Origin of the sequence: Pseudomonas sp. D2002 (assembly GCF_013385735.1) — a bacterium.
Lineage (GTDB): Bacteria > Pseudomonadota > Gammaproteobacteria > Pseudomonadales > Pseudomonadaceae > Aquipseudomonas.
This window is the reverse complement of record NZ_JACAPL010000004.1, coordinates 1-18,624: the sequence shown is the minus strand read 5'-3', so window position 1 is coordinate 18,624 and position 18,624 is coordinate 1. Positions and strand designations below refer to the sequence as shown.

Sequence of the window (18,624 nt, the reverse complement as noted above, 5' to 3'; positions counted from 1 at the left end):
GCTAGCGCACCGCGCGCAGGGCGGTGGTGAAGCGCGGCAGTACCCGGCCGAGCACTTCGGCGATGTAGGTCAGGAACAGCGTGCCCACCGAGCTTTTGTAGTGTTGCGGATCACGGCTGGCGATCGCCAATACGCCGTGCAGGCCCTGATAGCTGAGGGCGACCACGGCAGTCGAGCCGATCTGCTTGCGCTGTTCGGCACCAAACAGGAAGTCCAGCTCATGCTCGCGCAAGGTGCCACTGATGGTCTTGCCTTCAGAGAGCAGGCCGCCAATCGCGGTTTGCGCTTCGCCACCGCTGACCCAGCGACCCACCGGCATTGGGTTGTCGCTGAACAGGATCAGGCTGACAAAGGGCACCTGGAAGTCCTGGCGCAGGCTGTCTTCCACGGCGATCACCGTTTCTTCCAGGCTGGTAGCGTCCATCAGGGTAAGAATCAGGCGACGGGTTTTCTCGAACAGGCGGTCATTGTCGCGGGCGACGTCCATCAGGTGCGAGAGCTTGTGGCGCATTTCGATATTGCGCTCACGCAGGATCTTCATCTGCCGCTCCACCAGCGACACGGTGTCGCCGCGCTGGTGGGGAATGCGCAGGGCCGGCAGCAGCTCTTCGTGTTCGACGAAGAAGTCCGGGTTAGCCTCAAGGTACGCCGCGACTGCAGCGGCCTCCAGACTTTCGCTTGGGTTTGCTTGGGCGGGTACTTGAGGCTTATCGGTCATTAGCTTGGCTCACTCATAGACGGACCTGTCCTTCGTATACACGCGAGGCCGGCCCGGTCATCATCACCGGGTGGCCAGGGCCTGCCCATTCGATGGACAAGCGTCCACCGGGCAGGTCGATCAACAGCGGCGAATCCATCCACCCCTGGCTGATCGCGGCCACGGCCGCAGCGCAAGCGCCGGTGCCGCAGGCCTGGGTTTCGCCGGCGCCGCGTTCCCACACGCGCAGTTGCGCGCGGGTACGGTCGATCACCTGCAGGAAGCCCACATTGACCCGTGCCGGAAAGCGCGGGTGATGTTCGATTTTCGGCCCCAGTTCATGCACGGGCGCGTTATTGATGTCGTTGACCCGCAGAACGGCGTGGGGGTTGCCCATCGACACGGCGGCGATATCCACCGTCTTGCCATCAACCTCCAGCGCGTAATGGGTCGCCTGCTCGGTGGCCTGGAACGGAATATCCGCCGGCACCAGGCGTGGCGCGCCCATGTTCACGCTGATCTGGCCATCGCTGCGGATGTCCAGTTCGATCACGCCGCTTTTGGTTTCGACGCGAATCTGGCGTTTGGCGGTCAGGCGTTTGTCCAGCACAAAGCGTGCGAAGCAGCGCGCACCGTTGCCGCACTGTTCCACTTCGGAACCATCGGAGTTGAAGATCCGGTAACGGAAATCCACCTCCGGGTTGCTCGGCGCCTCGACGATCAGCAACTGGTCAAAACCGATGCCAGTGTGACGGTCGCCCCACTGTTTGGCGTGCTTGGGCAGGATGTGCGCGTGCTGGCTGACCAGGTCGAGGACCATAAAGTCATTGCCCAGCCCGTGCATCTTGGTAAAACGCAGCAGCATGGCTTACTCCGGCAGCAGGCTTTCGCCAGCATACAACTCGGCTACCGTCTCGCGGCGACGCACTTCAAACGCTTGATCACCGTCCACCAGCACCTCGGCGGCACGGCCGCGGGTGTTGTAGTTGGAACTCATGACAAACCCGTAGGCACCGGCCGAATGCACGGCCAGCAGGTCGCCTTCTTCCAGGGCCAGCTGACGCTCCTTGGCCAGGAAGTCGCCGGTCTCGCAGATCGGGCCGACGATGTCGTAGGCGCGGCCTTCGCCTTCGCGAGGCGTCACGGCGGTGACGTTCATCCAGGCCTGGTACAGCGCCGGGCGGATCAGGTCGTTCATCGCCGCATCGACGATGGCGAAATCCTTGTGCTCGGTGTGCTTGAGGTACTCGACCTGAGTCAGCAGCACGCCGGCGTTGGCGACGACATAACGGCCGGGCTCGAACATCAGCGTCAGGTCACGGCCTTCGGTGCGCTCGCGCACGGCCTTGATGTAGTCAGCCACCAGCGGCGGCTCTTCATCGCGATAGCGCACGCCTACGCCGCCGCCGAGGTCGATGTGGTGCAGGTAAATGCCGCATTCGCCCAAGCGGTCGATCAACGCCAGCAGGCGGTCGAGTGCATCGAGGAAAGGTGGCAGGCTGGTCAGTTGCGAGCCGATATGGCAGTCGACACCCAGCACTTCCAGGTTCGGCAACTGCGCGGCGCGGATGTACACGTCCTCGGCATCGGCAATGGCGATGCCGAACTTGTTCTCTTTAAGGCCGGTGGAAATGTACGGATGGGTGCCGGCATCGACGTCCGGGTTGACGCGCAGGGAGATCGGCGCGCGAACGCCCATCTCGGCGGCGACCACTTGCAGGCGCTCCAGCTCATCGGTGGATTCTACGTTGAAACAATGCACGCCCACTTCAAGGGCGCGGCGCATGTCTTCGCGGCTCTTGCCGACGCCGGAGAATACGATCTTGTCAGGTTGGCCGCCGGCCGCCAGCACGCGCTCCAGTTCACCACGGGAAACGATGTCGAAACCAGCGCCGAGACGCGCCAGGACATTCAGTACACCCAGGTTGGAGTTGGCCTTGACGGCGTAGCACACCAGGCTCGGCGTGCCTTCCAGCGCGTCGGCAAAGGTGCGGTATTGGGCTTCGATGTGCGCACGTGAGTACACGTAAGTCGGGGTGCCAAAGCGCTCGGCAATTGCGGACAGCGCCACGCCTTCCGCGAACAGCTCGCCGTCCCGGTAGTTAAAAGCGTCCATGGGTTTCCCTTATTGATAGGTGTCGTGCTTGTGCGCCTTTGACGGCTTTTGTGACGACTGCGCCTGATCATTTGGGTCTTTGCTGTCATCGGGCAGGTACAGCGGGCCTTTTTGACCACAGGCACTAACGAGGCAAGCGACCGCGACGAGCGCAGCAAGGGAAGAGATCAGGCGCTTCATGGCGAAATCCTTGAATATGCATTAATTGCGCCCGAGTATACCGACCACCCGCCAGCTTGCCTATGCGCCGGAATACCCGTCCGGCGGGGGTTTGCCGAGATGGTTGGGAAGCAGGCTACGCTGGCCGTGGATATTTCATACCGCCATCGGTAATGAACTCGGTATCCTTTGCAATAAGCGGGGCTCGCCCGTATCGTGCGGCGCTTGAGCAAAACCAGACACTTTTGAGGTTGCCACAATGAGTTTGACCGAAGCCCGTTTTCACGACCTGGTGGATTCGACCCAGCAGGCGCTGGAAGATATTTTCGACGACAGCGGCCTGGACGTGGACCTGGAAAACTCGGCCGGCGTGCTGACCGTCAAGTTTGAAAACGGCACCCAACTGATCTTCAGCCGCCAGGAGCCGCTGCGTCAGTTGTGGCTGGCGGCGCGTTCGGGTGGTTTTCACTTCGACTTCAACGAAGAAGACAACAATTGGCAGTGCGATACCAGCGATGAGCTGTTGAGCGAAATGCTCGCACGCCTGGTTCAAGAACAAGCCGGCGTCGAGCTGGACTTCGACGAGATTTGATCGTGACCCAGCCTGCACCTGTACGCCCACCCAAGCCGCTGTTCAGCAATGTCAGCCCGGCGGTGCCGTCACCTTGTATCAGTTTGTGTCGCCTGGACGAGCAAAAAGTCTGCCTCGGCTGCTTCCGCCACGTGGAAGACATCCGTGAATGGCGCTCCGCCGACGATGCCCGGCGCCGGGTGATCTGCGCCGAGGCCGAACAGCGTCGGAGCCTCGCCTGAGGTCGTCTTGTTTATTTGTGACGCTGTGGTAGTGTCCGGGTACACCTCAACTCATCGAGGTCCGTGAGAACCCCGCCTTTTCCTGGCGGGGTTTTGCTTTTTTGTGCAGAAAAAAGGAGTCTGCCTGAATCATGACCACCGCACCTTCCATCATCCTCACCCGTCTTGACGTGCAGCGTCTGGAGCAACTGATCGACCGCTTGGGCGACGAGTTTCCCGGCGTCGAAGCATTGCAAGCCGAGCTCGACCGTGCCGATCAAGTTGGCCACGATGAAGTGCCTGCAAGTGTCGTGACCATGAACTCCCGCGTGCATTGCCGTGAGCAAGGCAGCGGCAAGGACTATCACCTGACCCTGGTTTACCCCAAGGACGCGAATGCCGACGAAGGCAAGATCTCGATCCTGGCGCCGGTGGGCAGCGCGTTGCTCGGCCTGCAAGTGGGCCAGCACATCGACTGGCCGGCGCCGGGCGGCAAGACCCTCAAGCTGGAATTGCTCAGTGTTGAAGGCCAGCCCAAAGATGGCGGCGCCTTCCTGCTCTAAATCTGGCTCAGCGCCGCATTCAGTGACAACTCCAGCTCGGCCTTGTAGCGCAGGTACAAGTTGCTCGGGCTTTGCACGTCACCGAGCAGGCCGGACAGGTCCAGGTCGGTGATGTAGCAGCGGTAGCGCTCGGTTTCCCGGCGCTGCCCGACGATTTCCTGGGCGACCACTGCAAACAGTTGGTCGCCGAACTCCAACTCCGAAAACTCCCGTTGATTACAGTACAACGTGATGCCGACCTGGCCGGGCGCGGCCTTGCCGATAATCGCCTGCACGTCATAAAACGGCTTGTTGGCGGGATTCTGAGGGGCTGGCCGTGGCTCGATGCCACGTGCGCGATGGCTGCCAGACGGCAACAGTTGGTAATACAAGGTTTGCACTTCGCCCAACGGCTGGTGCGTGTCCAGCGGCGAGAGCGCTTCGCGGCGATAGATGATCGACTGCAGAAAACGCTGCAACGGCGCCAACAGGCTTTGTTCGTCATGGTACGGCAAGCGTTGCTGCCACAGCGCGTTGAATTCATCCAGCACATACAACTCGGCGAAGCCTTCATTGACCCGGTAGAACACCTGCACACAATCGGCCAGGCCCATGGGCAACAGCAGCGCGAGGTCGTGGTCTTCCAGGGCCATGGCGTCCAGGTGCAGCGGGCTGTAGCTGGCCAGTTCTTCACTGAGGTAGGCGATCAGCGCATCCTGGGTCGGCAGTGACACATGGGTGGCCTGGCCCGGCATCAGTTCCATCACGTGGTAGTGCTGCTGCACCTGCAGCAAGTAGCGGTGATTGCCCTGACCCAGCAACAGGTTCTGCGCGGTGTCGAAGATTTCCTCTACGCGCTGGGCAATGAACTGCGCACGGTTGTGACAGAAACAACGCACCCGCAGGCGTGGCAAGTGGTCCGGCGGTAGCTGGTTGAGGTAGTCGCGCAGGCAATCGAGCAGCGCGTGGGGGCCGTCGTAGCGGCTGACCAGCACTTCGTTCCAACTGTTGAGCGTGACCTGATCCAGGGTCAATACCAGGTTGTCGCGCACACCGGCATAGCTCAAGGAGTCGGTGCGCTCGGTGGTCATCAGGATATTCAGGTCACGGTGATGCTTGAGCGGGTCGACGCCGACGTTGATCAGTAGCAGCACTTCTTCCGGCACCGCCGAGCGCAATAAACGCTCTTCATCGACGCTGGCCAAGGGCAGGGCGATGGTCTGTTGCAGGCTGCCCAGCAGGTTGAACAGTTCGAATTCGGTCATGTCGCTGACGCCCGGGTGCAGCGCCAGGCGAGTGCTGCTGTCGATCACGCCGTTGCGGTGGCACCAGGTGAGCATTTCCAACAGGTCGCGGCTGCGCTTGATCGGTGCGAAGTGCTCCCATTCCAGCGCCGTGAGGTTGCCGTTGTACAGGCCCCAATGGTGTTGGCCGGGCTCTTTGCGGTTGGGCGATTGCACCAGGGTCAGGGTGTCTTCGGCCAAATCCGGGGCGATGCCGGGGTTGATGAACTCGACCTTGCCGGCCTTGCGTTCGAACGCCGCATACAGGCGACGGCCGAGCACGTTGAGATCGCGTTTGTTGATCAGGCTGACGGTCTGCTCGGTGCGGGCGAACTGAGTGAGGAAGCGATAGCTGTAATTGAGCTCATTGACCAGTGCGCGGCGCTCGGAGGCGACCTGGCGCACTTTCCACTGGCTGCGGCTGTCCAGCAAGGCCAGTTGGCGTTGGTCCCAGCCCCATTCATGGGCCAGGCGTTCCAGCAACAATCGCTGCCAGCTTGTGCCGCGTTGGCCGGCGCTGAGCTTGCGGTTGACCTTCAGGTACAGCGCGCGCCTTACAAGTTCCAGGCGTTCCGGCTCGTTGCGCGCCTTGAGGTATTCCTCGATGCGGCGGTAGACCACGATGTACGGGTCCAGCTCATCCAGGTCCATCTGGTTGGCAAACACCGCACGCTTGAAGCGCAGGCTCAGGCAATGCACGTTCGGATGTTCGCTGGCGTAGACCTCAGTCAGCAGCAGCTTGAGCACCGATTTGTAAGGCGACTCGATGCCCTTGAACAGTTGCCACAGCCCGGCGCCGATGAACTCGCCTGGCGGAATGTGAGCCAGGTGGCCCAGGTCCAGGGTTTCATCAGCGCGGATAAAACGCTTGGAAATCAGCGTGTGGGTGAATTCGGCGTAGCGGGTTTCTTCGTACACCGGTACCAGCCACCAAATCGGCGTGCGCCCGGCCAGCCAGATGGCGGTGCGGTAGAACTCATCCAGTAACAAATAATGCTGGGTGGTGCCGCAGTCGTCGGAGCTCAGTTGCGTGTCGCGCTCACCGAGTACAAAGCGCGTCGGCTCGATCAGGAAAAAGTGCGCCTCGGCGCCCATGGTCAAGGCCCAGGCTTCCAGCAACTGGCACTTTTTGCGCAGCTCGGCCAGTTCGGTGTCGCCAAGGTCCGGCGCATGGCACACCCACACGTCCATGTCGCTCTGATCCGCTTGGGCCAGGGTGCCGAGGCTGCCCATCAGGAACAGGCCGTGGATCGGCCGGGGCGGGTTGCCATGACGTGGCTTGTAGGAGAACGAGCGGGTCAAGCGCTGGGCTTCGGTAAGCGCCTGGGCGTCGGGCTCGAAGTTCGACAGGCCTGCTGGCGTACTGCCCGAGACATAGCCTGGCAGCAACGGATGATTGACGTGGAAAAACAGCGGCAACAGGGTCAGCACGCTTTGCTGGCGAGGCGTCAGCCCCTCGACGGCCCGGGCCATGCGGCCTGCATTGAGGGCCATGAACCGCGCGCGCAGCTGGGCCAGCACCTTGCGGTCGATGCCTTCGTCCAGGTCGGGGCGGATTTCGTGGGTGCGGGTCATTTCTAGGTCGTTGGCTCGCAGAGCCCGACGTGGGCGGCCGTGTAGGAGTTTACAGCCAGAAGCGTAGGAGGTTTAGAGGGAAAGGGTTATTGACGTCAGAATTTTGTGTCTTCCACAGCAGCGCCCTCGGAATCCGCAGAAGGCGGACTCCATGGGCGGGATCAGGTGTCAGGCAGCTTCTTTGGTGGTGGCGGTGGTCAGGATGGTCAGCAGGGTTTGGGCTTGCTCGGCAGCGTCACGGCCAAGGCTGGTCAGGTAGCCCCCGTCTGGCTGGTCGATAAGGCCTTTCGCATGGAGGCGCTTGGCAGCGGCGATGGCAGTGGGGGCGGCGGTCTGGTGGACTTTCAGACCTTCCTTGGTGCTGTCCAAGGGAAAGAGTACAAGGATTTCCAGTTCGGCAACCAACTCAGGGGTATACGACATAAGGACTCCAGACTTTCTAAAATTTATTAGAGGCTAGCAGGGCATAAGGTGAACGCACTTTGCCGGGCTGTCCAGTGAGAAAGTCGTGGGTCTTGATATGGCGCAGGTTTGTGGCGAGGAAGCAGGCTTCCAGGCCACAAAGGTACTGGATTCAGTCGTTTTCGGGCGGCAGCTCGGGCAGTGCCCGCAGTGCGGTTTCGTACCATTCGGTATTGAATGCGCGATCGTCTTCGAGCATCTTGTCGATCTCCACGGCCAGCACGTGGGCCATGAGGTTCAAGATGTCATCACGCTCATAACCGACCAGGGTCAGCTTGTTGAAGGTGGCCTTGGCCGCAGGCGGGTTGTCGCTTTCGATCTGGTTTTCGATGGCCTGGGTCAGCGTACTTTCAGTGAACTCTTCTTCGTCGTTGTCGATATCGGTTGGCTCGCTCATGGCGGGGCTCCTCAAGGAAAGGGCGCCAGTCTACGCCCATTCAGGCGGGTGATGCTGCTGGTCAGGTCGGGTTCGACGCTCTATAACTTCTGCAGCCAACCCCACACCCGGCCTGGAGGCATTCGCGATGCTCAAGCTTTACGGATTTTCGGTCAGCAACTACTACAACATGGTCAAACTGGCGCTGCTGGAGAAAGGTTTGCCGTTTGAAGAGGTGCCGTTTTATGCGGGCCAGACCCCGGAAGCCCTGGCCGTTAGCCCGCGCGGCAAAGTGCCGGTGCTGGGCGTCAAACAAGGGTTTATCAACGAAACCAGCGTGATCCTTGAGTACCTCGAACACACCCAGGAAGGCCCGTCACTGCTGCCCGCCGAGCCTTTCCAGCGTGCGCAGGTGCTGGCGCTGTGCAGGGAGATCGAGCTGTACATCGAATTGCCCGCCCGCGCGTGTTTCGCCGAGGCGTTCTTCGCAATGCCGGTGCCGGAGGCGATCAAGGAAAAATCCAGGGCCGAGTTGCTGTTGGGGATCGGTTCTTTGGGGCGACACGGCAAGTTTGCGCCGTACGTGGCGGGGGATAACTTTACGATTGCCGATCTGTATTTCATGTACAGCGTGAACCTCGCCTGTGCAGTGGGCGAGAAGCTGTTTGGCCTGGATTTGCTGGCAGATTTGCCGAAGGCCAAAGCGTTGCTGGAGCGCTTGCACGAGATGCCTAACGCCAAGAGGGTTGCGGCGGACAGGGAGTCAGCGATGCCGGCGTTTATGGCGATGATTGCGGCCAAGAAATAATCAGCCGTGCACAAATCAAATGTGGGAGCGGGCTTGCTCGCGAAAGCGGTGTGTCAGTCAATACATATGGCGACTGGTCTACCGTATTCGCGAGCAAGCCCGCTCCTACATTCTTGACCGCGCGGGTCTGAGGCTTTTTAGCGGCTGGCGAGCAGTTCCTGGCCACGCACCACGGCGGCCTTGACCTGCGCCGGCGCAGTGCCGCCCACGTGGTTGCGGGCATTCACCGAGCCTTCCAGGGTCAGCACGGCGAATACGTCCTGCTCAATCTGGTCGCTGAACTGGCGCAGTTCTTCCAGGCTCATTTCCGCCAGGTCCTTGCCGGTATCTACGCCGTACTTCACGGCATGGCCGACGATTTCGTGGCAGTCACGGAACGGCAGGCCACGGCGCACCAGGTAGTCCGCCAAATCGGTCGCGGTGGAGAACCCGCGCAGCGCTGCTTCACGCATGATCGCGTGCTTGGGCTTGATCGCCGGGATCATGTCGGCAAACGCACGCAGCGAATCACGCAGCGTGTCGGCGGCGTCGAACAGCGGCTCTTTGTCTTCCTGGTTGTCCTTGTTGTAGGCCAGCGGTTGGCCCTTCATCAAGGTCAGCAGGCCCATCAGCGCGCCGAACACGCGGCCGCTTTTGCCACGTACCAGCTCGGGCACGTCGGGGTTTTTCTTTTGCGGCATGATCGAGCTGCCGGTGCAGAAGCGGTCCGGCAGGTCGATGAACTGGAACTGCGCACTGGTCCACAGCACCAGCTCTTCGGAGAAGCGCGACAAGTGCATCATCGCGATGCTGGCCGCGGCGCAGAATTCGATGGCGAAGTCACGGTCCGACACGCCGTCCAGGGAGTTGCCGCCCACCGCGTCGAAACCCAGCAGTTGTGCGGTGTACTCGCGGTCGATCGGGTAAGTGGTGCCGGCCAGCGCAGCGCTGCCCAGCGGCATGCGGTTGGCGCGCTTGCGGCAATCCACCAGGCGCTCGTAGTCGCGGCTGAGCATTTCGAACCAGGCCAGCAGGTGGTGGCCGAACGTCACAGGCTGTGCGGTTTGCAGGTGGGTGAAGCCGGGCATGATGGTGCCGGACTCACGCTCGGCCTGCTCCAGCAAACCTTTTTGCAGGCGCGTGATTTCGCCCAGGATCAAGTCGATTTCGTCACGCAGCCACAGGCGGATATCGGTGGCCACCTGGTCGTTACGGCTGCGACCGGTGTGCAGTTTCTTGCCGGTCACACCGATGCGGTCGGTGAGGCGCGCCTCGATGTTCATGTGCACGTCTTCCAGATCGACGCGCCAGTCGAACGTGCCGGCCTCGATCTCACCGCGAATGGTGGTCAGGCCATCGATGATGCTGTCGCGCTCGGCGTCGGTCAGTACGCCGACCTTGGCCAGCATCGTGGCGTGGGCGATCGAGCCCATGATGTCGTGGCGGTACAGGCGCTGGTCGAAAGTGACGGAGGCGGTGAAGCGCGCGACGAAGGCGTCGACGGGTTCACTGAAGCGGCCGCCCCAGGACTGGTTGGTCTTGTCGGTGCTCATGGATTCGCTCGTGATCTGCTTAAAAGAGGCGTGGAGGTGTGCCGCCGATAATAACAGGGTTGCCCGTGGAGGCGGTGCTGCGGGTGGTCGGCATTTTTATTTGTGCGAAGGATGGCTAAGTGCCTTGCCGCCGAACGCGTCCAGGACGAGACTGGAGGCAGGGGCTTATTGAAACGATATTTGTCGATTGAGCAATGTCGTCTCAGCCAGCGTCTACAGTTGGACTGATAGTGTGGGAATGCACCAAAGTCGGGTGATGCGGTCATAGCCCAGACTATCCATTAAAAAAGGGGGGTATTCGGATTGTGTATCAGCAAACCCTACGACGATGCCCGCAGGCAGCAGGTCTTGGGCGCTATTGAACAGGTCCGGGTAAATATGGGTGCCGCTCTCAGGGCACTTTTTGCCGCTCGCGCTAGTCTTAGCGTGGATCGCTGTGACGCAAGTCACCGCACCTGTCTACGCTATCCTTGTGCGAGACTCACGCAGGAATCCAGCGCAATATGAATGTCCTGATCGTTGATGACGAACCCCAAGCCCGCGAGCGACTGAGCCGTCTGGTCAGTGAACTCGAGGGTTATACAGTCCTTGAACCGAGCGCCACCAACGGCGAGGAGGCGTTGACGCTGATCGACAGCCTCAAGCCGGACTTGGTGTTGCTCGATATTCGCCTGCCAGGCCTTGATGGCTTGCAAGTGGCCGCCCGCCTGAGCGAGCGAGAATCGCCGCCTGCCGTGGTGTTATGCGCAGCTCAAGAAGAGTTTTCTGCGCAGACGCTCGAAGACAGCGGTGTCAGCTTTGTCGCCAAGCCGGTGACCGCCGAGGCGTTGCTCAAGGCCCTGAAAAAAGCCGAGCGCCCCAACCGCGTCCAGCTCGCCGCGCTGACCCAGCCGGCGGCGCAAAGTGGCAACGGGCCGCGTAGCCATATCAGCGCGCGGACCCGCAAAGGTATCGAGCTGATTCCCCTGAGCCAGGTGGTCTATTTTATCGCTGACCACAAGTACGTGACCCTGCGTCACGAGACTGGCGAAGTCTTGCTCGATGAGCCGCTCAAGGCCCTTGAAGATGAATTCGGCGACCGCTTTGTGCGCATCCACCGCAACGCGCTGGTGGCTCGCGAGCGAATAGAGCGTCTGCAGCGCACGCCCCTGGGGCACTTTCAGTTGTTCCTGAAAGGGCTCAATGGCGACGCCTTGATCGTCAGCCGCCGCCACGTCGCCGGTGTGCGCAAGATGATGCAGCAGCTTTAGCCCAAGGGCTTTGGTGAGGCCTGCATGCTTTATCCCGGTGCGATGCGGCCAGGGAGGCCCCGCACTTGCTGATTCAAATCAAAGCGTATTTGCCTGAGCTGTTATTATCTGCCGTATCTATTCAGTACGGATTGATCCATGTCCTCTCGCGAAATCCGCATCGCCACCCGTAAAAGCGCTTTGGCCTTGTGGCAGGCCGAATACGTAAAAGCACGTCTTGAGCAGGCCCATCCGGGTCTCAAAGTGTCTCTTGTGCCCATGGTCAGTCGCGGCGACAAGCTGCTGGACTCGCCATTGTCGAAGATTGGCGGCAAGGGCCTGTTCGTCAAGGAACTGGAAACCGCGCTGCTCGAAAACGAAGCCGACATCGCCGTGCATTCGATGAAAGACGTGCCGATGGACTTCCCCGAAGGCCTGGGCCTGTATTGCATCTGCGAGCGCGAAGACCCGCGCGATGCGTTCGTTTCCAACGCTTACGCGTCGCTGGATGAGCTGCCGTTGGGCAGTATCGTCGGCACCTCGAGCCTGCGCCGCCAGGCGCAGTTGCTGACCCGGCGCCCAGACCTGCAAATCCGCTTTCTGCGTGGCAACGTCAACACTCGCCTGGCCAAGCTGGATGCTGGCGAATATGACGCGATTATCCTCGCAGCAGCCGGTTTGATTCGCCTCGGTTTCGAAGACCGGATCACCTCGGCCATCAGCGTCGAAGACAGCTTGCCCGCAGGCGGGCAGGGCGCAGTGGGCATTGAATGCCGCACCGCCGACAGTGAAATCCACGCCCTGCTCAAACCCCTTGATCACCAAGACACCGAGATTCGTGTGACGGCCGAACGCGCCTTGAACAAACACCTCAACGGTGGCTGTCAGGTGCCGATTGCCTGTTACGCCGTGCTCGAAGGTGAAAACCTTTGGCTGCGTGGCCTGGTCGGCGATCCGGCTGGCGGCACGCTGCTCACCGCCGAGGTGCGCGGGCCACAGCGTGACGCGACTGCCCTGGGTATCCAGGTGGCAGAGGAGCTATTGGAAAAAGGCGCTGGCGCCATTCTCCAGAAAGTCTACGGCGAGGCCGGCCCGCAGTGACCGACTGGCGTGTGCTGCTGACGCGGCCTGCCGAGGAGTCATCGGCCCTGGCCGCGACGTTATCCGAAGCCGGCATTTTCAGCAGCAGCTTGCCTCTGCTGGACATCGAAGCCTTGCCGGTGACGGCCGAGCAACACGCGGTTTTTCGTGACCTGGGCCGTTATAGCGCGGTCATTGTGGTCAGCAAACCGGCGGCGCGACTTGCTTTGCACCTGTTGGATCAGCCCTGGCCGCAGTTGCCGTGGTTCAGCGTCGGTGCCGCCACTGCGCAGGTTCTGGCCGACCACGGCCTTAACGTTCACTATCCGCCCAGTGGCGACGACAGCGAGGCCTTGCTTGCATTACCGGCCTTGCGCGAGGCTATCGCACGCCCCGGTGCCCGTGTGCTGATCCTGCGTGGCGAGGGTGGGCGGGAGCTGCTGGCTGAGCGTTTACGCGAGCAAGGTGCTAGTGTCGACTATCTGGAGTTGTATCGTCGTCTCCTTCCGGTATACGACGCCGGGGCGTTGATGCAACGCATCCAGTTGGAACGCTTGAATGGCGTAGTGGTCAGCAGTGGGCAGGGTTTTTTGCACCTGCAAGCCCTGGCCGGCGAAGATTGGCCTGAGGTGGCGCAGCTGCCGTTGTTCGTGCCCAGCCCGCGGGTCTATGAAATGGCGCGGGCCGCTGGCGCAGAAAAAGTTGTGGATTGTCGCGGCGCGAGTGCCGCGGCTTTGTTAGTGGCGTTACGCAGCAGTGCCCTATGAGGCATGCCGCGCCCACTCTCTGATACGCAAAGGACGGATACGTGAGCGAAACAGCCTTGCCTAAAGATGAAGCCCAGCCCGTACTTGATGCGCCCGCTGAGTCACCGGTCACCGCGCCACGCCGTGGCAATGGCCTGGCAATCGTCGCCTTGCTGCTCGGCGCCGCTGGTGTTGCCGCCGGCGGTTGGGGCATCTGGCAGGTCCGCGCCCTGCAAGCCAGCAGCCAGCAGCAGCTGGGCCAGGTGCAGACCCTCGATGACCAAGCCCAATCACTCAAACAGAACCAGCAGCAGTTGACCGCTCGCCTGGCGCAGTTGCCTGCGGCGGATGAACTGGAAGACCGTCGCCGTCTGGTCGCGCAGTTACAGGGTGATCAGCAGCGCCTCAGCCAACGTCTGGAAACGGTGCTGGGTGCCAGCCGTCAGGACTGGCGACTGGCTGAAGCCGAGCACCTGATCCGTCTGGCCAGCTTGCGCCTCTCGGCCCTGCAGGACATCAACAGCGCTCAGGCACTGGTCCAGGGCGCCGACGAAATTCTGCGCGAGCAGAGTGATCCGGGCGCCTACGCCGCGCGTGAGCAATTGGCCAAGAGCCTCGCCGCGCTGCGCAGTACCGAGCAGCCGGACCGCACCGGGCTGTACCTGCAACTGGCGGCATTGCGTGATCAGGTCGTGCAATTGGCGGCCATCGCGCCCGAATACCAGCTCACCGAGCCGGCTGCCCAAGGTCGCCCGACATCGGATAACGACAGCCGCTGGAGCCAGTGGTGGGAGCAGATCTCCCGCTACTTCCGCATCGACTTCAACCCTGACGACAACATTCGCCCGCTGCTCGCCGGCCAAGGCTTGAACCAGGTGCGCCTGGCCCTGAGCCTGGCCTTGGAGCAAGCCCAATGGGCTGCGCTCAATGGCGAAACGGCGGTGTATAGCCGCGCCTTGGGTGAGGCGCGCGGTGTGCTGCAGGACAATTTCAATCAGGACAACCCGCAGAGCAAGGCGATGCTGGCGCGTATTGCCGAGCTTGAGCCCAAGGCTGTCTCTGTGGCCACGCCGGACCTGGCTGCCAGTTTGGCCGCCGTGCAGGCCTACCTTGAGCGCCGTCATCTGTCTGCCGATGAAGCCAAGGCGTCGGCGGGCACGCCGGCGACCAAGGAGTAGAGCCGATGAAGCGTTTCTATGTGATCCTGGTGCTGGCGATTGCCATCGCCCTGGCATTGGCCGTGGGCATTTCCAAGCACACCGGCTACGTGCTGATTACCTATCCGCATGTGCTGCATTACGAGTCGAGCCTGTGGGCGACGTTGGCGGCCGTGTTCATCGTCATCCTGGCGATCTACCTGATCCGCGTGCTGCTCGGCCTGGTGACCGCCTCCGGTGGCGTGGTCAACCCGTGGTCGCGGCGCAACCGCAGCCGGCGGGTACAGATCGCGATCGAGCAAGGCCAGATGGACCTCGCCGAAGGCCGCTGGGCCAGCGCCGAACGCCACCTGCACCGCGCCGCCGAGGCCGAGCGCCAGCCATTGCTGTACTACCTCGGCGCAGCACGCGCGGCCAATGAACAGGGCCGTTACGAAGAGTCTGACGGCTTGCTGGAGCGCGCACTTGAGCGCCAACCGCAGGCGGAACTGGCTGTCGCCTTGAGCCATGCGCAGTTGCAGATGGACCGTGGCGATACTGAAGGCGCCTTGGTCACCCTGCAGGCGATGCATGAGCGTCATCCCCATAACCCACAAGTCTTGCGTCAGTTGCAGCGCCTGTATCAGCAGCGGGGCGACTGGTCGTCAGTGATTCGCCTGTTGCCGGAGCTGCGAAAGGACAAAGTCCTGCCGGCCAGTGAGCTGGCCGAGCTGGAGCGCCGTGCCTGGGGTGAAAACCTGGGCTTGGCTGCCCTGCGCGAAGAACAAGGCGAAGCGGGTTTGCAGGCGCTGGACCGGGCTTGGGAGCAACTGACTTCCGCTCAACGCCAGCAACCGCAACTGGTGCTGGCGTACGCCGAGCAACTGCGTCGATTGGGCGCCGATACCAAAGCCGAGGAAGTGCTGCGCGGCGCCATCAAGCGCGGTTATGACAGCCACCTGATCCGGCTGTACGGTTTGCTGCGTGGCGCAGACCCGGCCCGGCAGTTGAAGTTTGCCGAGGGCTGGCTCAAGGATCATCCGGGGGATGCCAGCTTGCTGCTGACCCTGGGCCGCCTGTGCCTGCAAAACAGTCTGTGGGGCAAGGCGCGTGATTACCTGGAAAGCAGCCTGCAGGTGCAGCGCAATCCCGAAGCCTGTGCCGAGCTGGCGCGTCTACTGGCCCAGCTGGGTGACACCGAGCGCAGTAACCAGTTGTTCCAGGAAGGCCTGGGGCTTTTGGACAGCCGTTTGCTGGCGTCACCGTTACCGGTACCTGCACGAGTTTGAAGTAGGAAAGAGTGCGAAGGTTGGCTCAGACGTATCTGAGGGCCAACCCTCCATTGCCGTGTAAATACTCGGTCTAAAGCGCTACGTAATGAATTCCTACTGGTAGCTGCTCAAAGTCATCCAGGTTCTGACGGCATATCCTCATGCTCTCGCGGAATAGTCTGCGCTAGCGCGTATTGAAAGGAGTCGGGCCTTTCCTCTACCGTAACGGCCTATCTCTTGCGGTACGGATAACAATGTCTTTGGCCCCTTCACGCTCCTTGTTTCTCCTGGCGTTCATGGCTGGTGCGCTGACGTTGGGTGCGTCTTTTTATCTTGAGTATGGCGCGCTGCTCCGTCCGTGTTTCCTTTGCCAGGTGCAACGCCTCTTTCTGGCAATTTTCACGTTGCTCAATCTGGTGGCTGTGTTTCATAGCCCAAAGCGCTCCATGGCCTACTTTTACGGTCTGGCGAGCATGGGCTGTGCGTTACTCGGCGCTATCACTGCAGTGCGTCAGGTGCTGTTACAAAGTGTCGCACCTGAGCAGGCCGCCAATTGCTGGCCGAGCCTGCAATACATGATTGAAAACCTGTCGCTGTGGCAGGCCTTGCAGTCGACAGTCAAAGGCACTGTCGACTGCGTGGAGCTCAACTGGACACTGTTTGACCTGAGCCTCCCGGAGTGGAGCCTGTTGTTCTTCGTGGCGATGTTGATCCTGGGCGTTATGCAGTTTTCACCGCTGCTTTTCGCCCGCCGCTTGGGCCTGGCGAGGCAATAGAAGTACGTCGCAGTGTGTAGGACAGGATTAAACACTTGTATGAACTTTCTCTCCTGCGTACCTTGAAGCCATAGTCATGCGGGCATAATCTGGCCCGCACGCATTATCGAAACCGATTGTCAGATGCGGCCTTGTCCGGCTGCCGCTTTTATCCTTGAAGTGTTGCGCGGGCACAGAGCGGCAGCGCCCCCTATAGGGAAGAGAGATCATCATGCTGGAAAGTTGTCAGAATGCTCAGGAACGCTGGGGTGGGGTGCACAAGCTGATCGACAGCTGGTTGAAGGCACGTCACGAACTGGTTCGGGCCTTTGATGCTCTCGGCGCCAAGCCTGAGGCACTGGCTGAGAATCGTGAACCGTTGCAGGAGTTCTGTGGTGTGTTGGTGGACTACGTGTCTGCCGGACATTTCGGTGTCTACGAGCAGCTGACAAAGGAAGCGCAAGCCTTTGATGATCAGCGAGGTCTGGACCTGGCAGAGACTATTTACCCGCGCATCGATGTCATCACGGAGAAGCTGCTGGAGTTCACAGACCTGTGTGATGCCGGCAAATGCGTTGCCGAAAAATTCAAAGAGCTGGGTGGCCTGTTACACGAGCGTTTCGAACTGGAAGACTGCCTGATCGAAGTGCTGCACAACGCCCACAAGGAAGAGGCCGCCACCCAGGCCTGACCCTCAGCGGTGAGATAAAAAAACGGTGCGCATTGCGCGCCGTTTTTTATTGGCTCAGTGCCGGGTGCCGAGCAATTCAATCTCGAACACCAGCGGCGTATACGGCGGGATCAACTCGCCCGCACCGTCGGCGCCATAGGCTTGGGCCGATGGAATCACCAGTCGCCATTTCGCGCCTACGGGCATTTGTTGCAGGGCACTGCTCCAGCCGCTGATTACGCTGCCCAGGCGAAACCATTGCGGCTGAGTGCTCTTATCGAAGACGGTCCCATCGGGTAAACGACCCACGTAGTTCACTTGTACTTCATCACTGGCCAGCGGCTTGCTGCCACTGCCAGGCTTCAGCTCTGTGAGCAGGATGCCATCCGCGAGTTCACGCACGCCATCTGCGGCTTTTTCCCTGGCCAAAAATTGCTGCTCTGCAGCCAGTGCTTTTTCGCTTTGCGGCGCCTGCGCGTCGGCTGCATTTTCTGCCTCGTGCTCGGCGAGAATTTGCTCGATGCGTGCGTTATCCAATGCCAGTGGCTTGCCCTGATAGGCTTGTTTGAGTCCGTCGATCAGGGCCTGGATCTGCAGGTCCGGGACCTCTTGGCGCAAGCGTTCGCCGAGGCTCGCCCCCAGGCTATAAGCGAGATCATGTGGGTCTTGGGCAGTGGTTTTTGGCGGCGATTGTTCACCCGCATTGGCCGCGCAAACCGCCAAGCCGAGCACTAGAAAAAGGTAACGCGACATAAGCATTCTCCCGCCGAAAGTGCGACGGATTATGCCAGTGTGAGTGCGCAAAAAGTGCCGCAGTTTTTTGTTATATCGATAAGAATTTACTCACGGTGCAACGCAAGGCAAACGATACTGTCAACATGCCCTAGCGGCGGTAAGAGCAGAGGGCTAGTATGAGCCGCACCCACGTCAGCCAGGAGGTAAACCATGTCGGCCAAACAGAAGCCTGTAAATACCCCGTTGCATTTACTCCAACAACTTTCGGGCAGCTTGCTCGAACATCTGGAAAACGCGTGTTCCCAAGCCTTGGCCGATGCAGAAAAACTGCTCGCCAAACTGGAAAAACAACGCGGTAAAGCGCAAGAAAAGCTGCACAAATCCCGCACCAAACTGCAAGACGCCGCGACTGCCGGCAAGGCCAAGGCTCAAGCCAAAGCCAAAGACGCTGTCAAAGAACTTGAGGACTTGCTCGACGCTCTCAAGGATCGCCAAGCTGAAACCCGCACCTACATTTCCCAACTCAAAAAAGATGCTCAGGAAAGCCTGAAACTGGCCCAGGGCGTTGGTCGTGTGAAAGAGGCCGTGGCTAAAGTGTTGGGCTCGCGTACGCCAGCTAAAGCTGCTGCCAAGCCAGCTGCTAAAACCGCTGCTGCAAAA

21 protein-coding genes are annotated in these 18,624 nt (G+C 60.8%); 12 read left to right on the top strand and 9 right to left on the bottom strand.

Features of this window, described 5'->3' with window-relative positions:
• Position 1: 1 nt before the first annotated feature.
• From HX783_RS08950 to HX783_RS08935, 4 genes are read right to left on the bottom strand one after another with little or no spacing between them, the layout of a single operon-like run.
• Positions 2-718: a DUF484 family protein gene (locus tag HX783_RS08950; protein ID WP_159960920.1), complete on the bottom strand. Its 717-nt coding sequence runs from the start codon at positions 716-718 to the stop codon at positions 2-4.
• Between the two features lie 13 nt (positions 719-731).
• Positions 732-1,562, bottom strand: a complete 831-nt coding sequence (gene dapF, locus HX783_RS08945) for a diaminopimelate epimerase (protein WP_159960918.1) — start codon at positions 1,560-1,562, stop codon at positions 732-734.
• Positions 1,563-1,565: 3 nt separating this feature from the next.
• Positions 1,566-2,813, bottom strand: coding sequence for a diaminopimelate decarboxylase (gene lysA, locus HX783_RS08940; protein WP_177016672.1), 1,248 nt, complete (start codon positions 2,811-2,813; stop codon positions 1,566-1,568).
• Positions 2,814-2,822: 9 nt separating this feature from the next.
• On the bottom strand, positions 2,823-2,993 hold the full coding sequence (locus HX783_RS08935; protein ID WP_106575828.1) for a lipoprotein: 171 nt from the start codon (positions 2,991-2,993) through the stop codon (positions 2,823-2,825).
• A gap of 238 nt (positions 2,994-3,231) precedes the next feature.
• Between HX783_RS08935 and cyaY the strand changes: the two genes are divergently transcribed.
• The 3 genes from cyaY (at position 3,232) to rnk (ending at position 4,327) form a co-directional block, all read left to right on the top strand.
• Positions 3,232-3,564: an iron donor protein CyaY gene (cyaY, locus tag HX783_RS08930; RefSeq protein ID WP_159960914.1), complete on the top strand. Its 333-nt coding sequence runs from the start codon at positions 3,232-3,234 to the stop codon at positions 3,562-3,564.
• 2 nt (positions 3,565-3,566) lie between these two features.
• Complete coding sequence (locus HX783_RS08925) at positions 3,567-3,785, top strand: DUF1289 domain-containing protein (RefSeq protein ID WP_177016671.1); 219 nt, start codon at positions 3,567-3,569, stop codon at positions 3,783-3,785.
• 131 nt (positions 3,786-3,916) lie between these two features.
• Complete coding sequence (rnk, locus tag HX783_RS08920) at positions 3,917-4,327, top strand: nucleoside diphosphate kinase regulator (protein WP_159960910.1); 411 nt, start codon at positions 3,917-3,919, stop codon at positions 4,325-4,327.
• Here the strand turns inward: rnk and HX783_RS08915 are convergent.
• From HX783_RS08915 to HX783_RS08905, 3 genes are all read right to left on the bottom strand, one after another.
• Entirely contained in the window at positions 4,324-7,164 is a 2,841-nt protein-coding gene (locus tag HX783_RS08915; protein WP_177016670.1) for a class I adenylate cyclase, read from the bottom strand. The genes rnk and HX783_RS08915 overlap by 4 nt on opposite strands.
• A 168-nt stretch (positions 7,165-7,332) precedes the next feature.
• The gene (locus HX783_RS08910; protein ID WP_010207442.1) at positions 7,333-7,587 is read right to left on the bottom strand and encodes a TIGR02647 family protein; all 255 of its coding nucleotides are present in this window, start codon (positions 7,585-7,587) and stop codon (positions 7,333-7,335) included.
• Between the two features lie 151 nt (positions 7,588-7,738).
• Positions 7,739-8,023 carry a hypothetical protein gene (locus tag HX783_RS08905; RefSeq protein ID WP_177016669.1) on the bottom strand — a complete coding sequence of 95 codons (285 nt, stop codon included), beginning with the start codon at positions 8,021-8,023 and terminating at the stop codon, positions 7,739-7,741.
• A gap of 127 nt (positions 8,024-8,150) precedes the next feature.
• Here HX783_RS08905 and HX783_RS08900 point away from each other — a divergent pair, with 127 nt between their 5' ends.
• Complete coding sequence (locus tag HX783_RS08900; RefSeq protein ID WP_177016668.1) at positions 8,151-8,810, top strand: glutathione S-transferase family protein; 660 nt, start codon at positions 8,151-8,153, stop codon at positions 8,808-8,810.
• 137 nt (positions 8,811-8,947) lie between these two features.
• On the opposite strand, the gene argH is transcribed toward HX783_RS08900, so the two are convergent.
• Entirely contained in the window at positions 8,948-10,342 is a 1,395-nt protein-coding gene (gene argH / locus HX783_RS08895) for an argininosuccinate lyase (protein WP_119737267.1), read from the bottom strand.
• Positions 10,343-10,845: 503 nt separating this feature from the next.
• Here argH and HX783_RS08890 point away from each other — a divergent pair.
• The 7 genes from HX783_RS08890 to rsd all read left to right on the top strand — a co-directional run bounded on the left by HX783_RS08890 (position 10,846) and on the right by rsd (position 17,250).
• Positions 10,846-11,592, top strand: a complete 747-nt coding sequence (locus tag HX783_RS08890) for a LytTR family DNA-binding domain-containing protein (RefSeq protein WP_177016667.1) — start codon at positions 10,846-10,848, stop codon at positions 11,590-11,592.
• A 138-nt stretch (positions 11,593-11,730) separates the two neighbouring features.
• Complete coding sequence (hemC, locus tag HX783_RS08885; RefSeq protein WP_177016666.1) at positions 11,731-12,672, top strand: hydroxymethylbilane synthase; 942 nt, start codon at positions 11,731-11,733, stop codon at positions 12,670-12,672.
• Positions 12,669-13,418, top strand: a complete 750-nt coding sequence (locus HX783_RS08880; protein WP_177016665.1) for a uroporphyrinogen-III synthase — start codon at positions 12,669-12,671, stop codon at positions 13,416-13,418. The genes hemC and HX783_RS08880 overlap by 4 nt, the downstream gene beginning before the upstream one ends.
• Positions 13,419-13,459: 41 nt before the next feature.
• Positions 13,460-14,575 (top strand): uroporphyrinogen-III C-methyltransferase, encoded by a 1,116-nt coding sequence (locus HX783_RS08875; protein ID WP_177016664.1) that lies wholly within the window; start codon positions 13,460-13,462, stop codon positions 14,573-14,575.
• Between the two features lie 5 nt (positions 14,576-14,580).
• Complete coding sequence (locus tag HX783_RS08870) at positions 14,581-15,822, top strand: heme biosynthesis protein HemY (protein ID WP_159960896.1); 1,242 nt, start codon at positions 14,581-14,583, stop codon at positions 15,820-15,822.
• 236 nt (positions 15,823-16,058) lie between these two features.
• Positions 16,059-16,580: a disulfide bond formation protein B gene (locus HX783_RS08865; protein WP_177016837.1), complete on the top strand. Its 522-nt coding sequence runs from the start codon at positions 16,059-16,061 to the stop codon at positions 16,578-16,580.
• Between the two features lie 211 nt (positions 16,581-16,791).
• Positions 16,792-17,250, top strand: coding sequence for a sigma D regulator (rsd, locus tag HX783_RS08860; protein ID WP_177016663.1), 459 nt, complete (start codon positions 16,792-16,794; stop codon positions 17,248-17,250).
• Positions 17,251-17,304: 54 nt separating this feature from the next.
• On the opposite strand, the gene HX783_RS08855 is transcribed toward rsd, so the two are convergent.
• Complete coding sequence (locus HX783_RS08855; protein ID WP_177016662.1) at positions 17,305-17,982, bottom strand: FKBP-type peptidyl-prolyl cis-trans isomerase; 678 nt, start codon at positions 17,980-17,982, stop codon at positions 17,305-17,307.
• 192 nt (positions 17,983-18,174) lie between these two features.
• Between HX783_RS08855 and HX783_RS08850 the strand changes: the two genes are divergently transcribed.
• On the top strand, positions 18,175-18,624 hold a 450-nt coding region (locus HX783_RS08850; protein WP_218175189.1), incomplete at its 3' end, for an AlgP family protein.